Raw genomic sequence first — 5,157 nt, 5'->3', positions numbered from 1 at the left:
TGCTCGCGAATGCGGTGTGTCAGTCAATGTGGAGGTGGCTGACCTGACGCCTTCGCGAGCAAGCTCGCTCCCACAGGGAAATCCGGGGCTGACCGGGCTTTGTGATTCGGCACATAGACCTGTGGGAGCACACCCCCTCCCACAATTTTGCTCTGGTCAGTCGTCTCCCGGCGCCAGCAGCAGATTGGGGGCCAGACGCTGATAGCCGTCCTGGGCCAGGCGCATGTCCAGCAGCAAGCTGCCGAGATCCGCCGACAACGCCTCGGCTTCGGCATCGTTTTCCAGATAGAGCAATTTCAGGTAGCTGTTGCAGCTCGGGCAGACTTCGGCGCGCAGCGGGGCCTGTTCGGCGCTGTGGCGGTCGTCTTCCTCGCTGAGATATTCAAGGCCCTTGCTCTGCTCGCAATACACGCACTTGACCCGCACCACGTGCCATTCGCAGGCACACAGCGAACACACCAGATAACGCAAACCGTTGTGCTTGCCGCGATGGCGAATCACCCCGGCCATGGCCGGTGAACCACAGGCCGGGCATTGGCTGAGGCTGTCACCGGGTTTGAGTTGCAGCTGCGGCACACTCAGCAGCCAGTGGCTCCAGGCGGTTTGCAGCGCCGCGCCGAGAAACGGCACCAGCGCCGCTGGGACTAGCGAGTATTGCCCACTGACCAGCGCCACCGCCCACGCGCGCAACTGGCCGGGACTGGCGGCGCGCAGCGTGTCCAGCGCGTCGATCACCGCAGGCTGATCCGCTGGCACATAGCGCTGCAGCAAAGCATCCAGCCACGGCTGCCAGGCATCCTCGCGCACCAAAGTGTCTGCGGCGAACGGCGGCAGACCGTGCTGCTGACAGGCTTCGAAACGCTGCGCATCAAACGGCGCGGTCAGCGGCGGATCGTCGAAGACCTGCTGCTGCGCCCGGCACAACCCGGCCATCAGCCGCAGATAATCCGCCAACCCATTGCCCTCGGCCAGACGCTCAAGCCGCTCTGCACGCAGGGCAAACAGGTCACGCGGCGGCAGATACAGAAACGGCGGCGAACTGGCCGCCGCCTCGATTTCCCCAGGTTCAAGAATGCTTGGCAAAAGTCAGCCCTTTTTCGTCAGCGGTCGCTCGGGCACGTCCCGAGGCTGTTCGTCGCGGGTCACCTCGCGGTACCACAGTTCATGGTGTTTCTTCGCCCACGGCCGGCTGACCCAGCCATGCAGCATGGCGTCGACCGAACCCTTGATCCACAAACCGGCGTAGATGTGCACGATGATGCTCAGCACCAGCACGAACCCGGCCAGCGCATGCAACAGCATGGCCCAGCGGATCACGCTAATGCCGAAATACGCGCTGAACCACGCGCGCCAGATCACCAGCCCGGTGAACAGCAACGCGAGCATGCACAGCAGTAAAGTCCAGAACAGCAACTTCTGCCCGGCGTTGTATTTGCCCACCGGAGGCACGCTTTCTTCGTCGTTGACCATCACCCGGTTGATCCGCCGCAGCCACTGGCGGTCATTGGCGATGAAGAAGTTGGTGCGCCAGAAGCTGAACACCAGACCGAGGAACAGCACGAACATGGCGATGCCCATGTACGGGTGCAGGATCCGCGTCCAGGTGCCGCCGCCGAACAGGTTACTGAGCCAGAACAGCGACGGATGAAACAACGCCAGCCCGGACAACCCGGCCATGAAAAACAGAATCGCCACCAGCCAGTGATTGGTGCGCTGGTTGGCGCTGTAACGCAGGATCGTCTTGTTGCTCATGGCCGCTCCTCCCCGCGTGGATCGAAGGTATGCACCGCCGGGTCGACCACGTGCACTGAGGTGTCGGGTGGCGTCGGATGCTCGTCCTCCTCGACGCGATTCGGGCCGATGCGCACGTAGTGGAAGAACCCGGCCAGCACCGCCGCGCCCATCGCCAGCAGGCCGAGGGGTTTGCTGATGCCTTTCCACAAACCCACCAGCGGACTGATCGCCGGATGGTCCGGCAAACCTGCATAGATTTTCGGCGTATCGGCGTGATGCAGCACGTACATCACGTGGGTGCCACCAACGCCTGCCGGGTCGTACAGACCGGCATTTTCAAAGCCACGGCTTTTCAGGTCGACGACGCGTTCAGCGGCGTGTTCCTTCATGTCTTCCTTGGTGCCGAAGACGATCGCGCCGGTCGGGCAGGTTTTCACGCAGGCCGGCTCCAGCCCTACCGCAACCCGATCGGAACACAGCGTGCATTTGTAGGCCTTGTGGTCTTTCTGCGAAATGCGCGGAATGTTGAACGGGCAACCGGTGATGCAATAGCCACAACCGATGCAGTGGTCCTGATCGAAATCGACGATGCCGTTGGCGTGCTGAATGATCGCCCCGGGGCTCGGGCACGCGGCCAGGCAACCAGGTTCGGCGCAGTGCATGCAGCCGTCCTTGCGGATCAGCCACTCAAGGTTGCCGGCGTCGGTTTCGTGCTCGGTGAAGCGCATCAGCGTCCACGAATCCGCCGTCAGATCCTGCGGATTGTCGTAGGTGCCGTGGTTGTGACCGACCTCGTCGCGCAGCTCGTTCCATTCCGAGCAGGCGACCTGGCAGGCCTTGCAACCGATGCATTTGGTGGTGTCGATCAGCTTGGCGACGCCTTGCTGAGTCCTCACCGACGGCGGCACGGTGGTGGTGGCCGAGCGGGCAATGATGTCTTGGCTGGCCATTTACAGTTTCTCCACGTTGACCAGGAATGACTTGGATTCCGGGGTCTGAGTGTTGCCATCGCCGAGGAACGGCACCAGGGTGTTGGTCAGGTAACCGTGACGCGTCAGGCCGGTAAAACCCCAGTGCAGCGGGATGCCGATCTGATGCACGACCTGGCCGTTGACCTGCAGCGGCCGGATCCTTTTCGTCACTACCGCCACCGCCTCGATAAACCCGCGCTTGCAGCTGACGCGCACGCGATCACCGGCAGCGATGCCCTTCTCGTTCGCCAGCACCTCGCCGATTTCGACGAACTGCTCGGGCTGGGCGATCGCGTTCAACTTGCAGTGCTTGCTCCAGAAGTGGAAATGCTCGGTGAGCCGGTAACTGGTGCCGGCGTACGGGAAGTCCTTGGCCTCGCCGAGGGTTTCCCAGACCGAATCGAAGATCCGCGCCGCCGGGTTGCTGGTGGCCTTCTTGTTCTGCGGGTGCAGCGGGTTGATGCCGATCGGCGTTTCGAACGGCTCGTAGTGCTCAGGGAATGGCCCTTCGTTCATCTTGTCGACGGCGAAGAACCGCGCAACGCCCTCGGGGTTCATGATGAACGGATTCATCCCGGCTTCCGGCGGCACGTCGGCCTTGTAGTCCGGCACATCGGTGCCGGTCCAGGTCTTGCCGTTCCACCACACCAGCCGCTTTTTCGGGTCCCACGGTTTGCCCGCCGGGTCCGCCGAGGCGCGGTTGTAGAGAATCCGCCGATTCGCCGGCCAGGCCCAGGCCCAGCCCTGATGCTGGTGCATGCCGAATGGATCGGCGTTGTCGCGACGGGCCATCTGGTTGCCGGCCTCGGTCCAGCTGCCGGCGAAAATCCAGCAACCGGACGCGGTGCTGCCGTCATCCTTGAGTAAACCGAAGCCGGCCAGTTGCGTACCGGCCTTGACCGTGACGCCGCTGGCATCGGTGAAATCGCTGACGGCGGTGCCGTTGATCTCCCGCGCCAGTTCTTCCGGTGAAGGCTCGTCGGGGATCTTGTACGGCCACGACAGTTTCAGCAGCGGATCAGGAAACTTGCCGCCCTCGCTCTGATAACGCTGGCGCAGGCGCAGGAACAGTTCGCTCATGATGCGGATGTCGGTCTGCGCTTCGCCCGGGCCATCGGCGCCCTTCCAGTGCCATTGCAGCCAGCGGCTGCTGTTGACCAGCGAGCCGTCTTCCTCGGCAAAACAGGTGGTCGGCAAGCGAATGACTTCGGTCTGGATTTCAGCGGTTTTCACATCGTTGTAAGGCCCGACGTTCTGCCAGAACTGCGAGGTTTCCGTGGCGAGCGGGTCCATCACCACCAGCCACTTGAGCTTGGCCAAGGCGCCCATCACGCGGTTCTTGTCCGGCAACGCAGCGATCGGATTGAAGCCTTGGCAGAAGTAGCCGTTGACCTTGCCCTGGCTCATCAGGTCGAACATCTTCAGCACGTCGTAGTTGGGGATGTCGAGCTTGGGCAAATGGTCGAACAGCCAGTTGTTCTCGGCGGTGGCATTGGCGCCGTACCAGGATTTCATCAGGCTGACGTGGAATTTGCTGTAGTTCTGCCAGTACGAAAGCTGCCCCGGTCTGAGCGGCACCTGCGTGCGTTTGAAGATGAACTGACCGTAATCCTGCTCGCTGTCGCTGGGCAGCGTGAGGTAGCCGGGCAAGGCGTTGGACAGCAGGCCGAGGTCGGTCAGGCCCTGAATGTTCGAGTGCCCGCGCAGCGCATTGACGCCACCGCCAGGCATGCCGACATTGCCCAACAGCAATTGCACCATCGCCGCGCTGCGGATGATCTGCGCGCCGATCGAGTGCTGCGTCCAGCCGAGCGCATAAAGAATCGTCATGGTCTTGCCCGGCGTCGAGCAGGTGGCAATTTCTTCCCAGATTTTCTGCATCGCGTCGACCGGCATGCCGCAGATCTGGCTGGCCAGTTGGATGTTGTAGCGGCTGTAATGCTGCTTCATCAGTTGATAGACGCAGCGCGGGTCTTGCAGGGTCGGGTCGACGCGGACGAAACCGTCCTCGGCGAATTCGTAACCCCAGCCGGACTTGTCGGTGTAGCTGCGTTTTTCCGCGTCATAGCCGCTGAACAGGCCGTCTTCGAAGCCATAACCGGCTTTGACGATGAACGACACGTCGGTGTAATTGCGCACGTACTCGTGCTGGATCTTGTCCTCGGTCAGCAGGTAATTGATCAACCCGCCCATGAAGGCGATGTCGGTGCCGGTGCGGATCGGCGCGTAATAGTCAGCCACCGAAGCGGTCCGGGTAAAACGCGGATCGACCACGATCAGCCGCGCAGCGTTATGCGCCTTGGCCTCGGTCACCCATTTGAAGCCGCACGGATGCGCTTCTGCTGCGTTGCCACCCATTACCAGGATCAGATTCGCGTTGGCGATATCGGTCCAGGTGTTGGTCATGGCACCACGGCCGTACGTCGGGGCAAGACTTGCCACCGTCGGGCCG

At 62.3% G+C, this 5,157-nt stretch carries 4 protein-coding genes; all 4 read right to left on the bottom strand.

All coding sequences use genetic code 11. The features are described 5' to 3' along the window. Nucleotides 1-156: 156 nt before the first annotated feature. Nucleotides 157-1,083, bottom strand: coding sequence for a formate dehydrogenase accessory protein FdhE (gene fdhE / locus D8U70_RS27010; protein WP_130930153.1), 927 nt, complete (start codon nucleotides 1,081-1,083; stop codon nucleotides 157-159). A gap of 3 nt (nucleotides 1,084-1,086) precedes the next feature. Beyond that, a complete protein-coding gene (locus D8U70_RS27005; RefSeq protein ID WP_110645358.1) occupies nucleotides 1,087-1,752 on the bottom strand; it encodes a formate dehydrogenase subunit gamma in 666 nt (221 codons plus the stop codon). Next, nucleotides 1,749-2,684, bottom strand: a complete 936-nt coding sequence (gene fdxH, locus D8U70_RS27000) for a formate dehydrogenase subunit beta (protein ID WP_130930152.1) — start codon at nucleotides 2,682-2,684, stop codon at nucleotides 1,749-1,751. The genes D8U70_RS27005 and fdxH overlap by 4 nt, the downstream gene beginning before the upstream one ends. Continuing rightward, on the bottom strand, nucleotides 2,685-5,157 hold a 2,473-nt coding region (gene fdnG / locus D8U70_RS26995; RefSeq protein WP_130930151.1), incomplete at its 5' end, for a formate dehydrogenase-N subunit alpha. It abuts the gene before it with no gap.

The sequence above is a fragment of the Pseudomonas sp. Sample_20 genome (assembly GCF_004307585.1).
Classification (GTDB): Bacteria; Pseudomonadota; Gammaproteobacteria; order Pseudomonadales; family Pseudomonadaceae; genus Aquipseudomonas; species Aquipseudomonas atacamensis.
This window is presented reverse-complemented; position numbering and strand designations above follow the sequence as displayed.

What these genes read in the sequence shown, in the direction of transcription:
- D8U70_RS27005 (WP_110645358.1), bottom strand. Translation starts at nt 1,752, where the DNA reads ATGAGCAACAAGACGATCCTGCGTTACAGCGCCAACCAGCGCACCAAT.
- fdxH (WP_130930152.1), bottom strand. Translation starts at nt 2,684, where the DNA reads ATGGCCAGCCAAGACATCATTGCCCGCTCGGCCACCACCACCGTGCCG.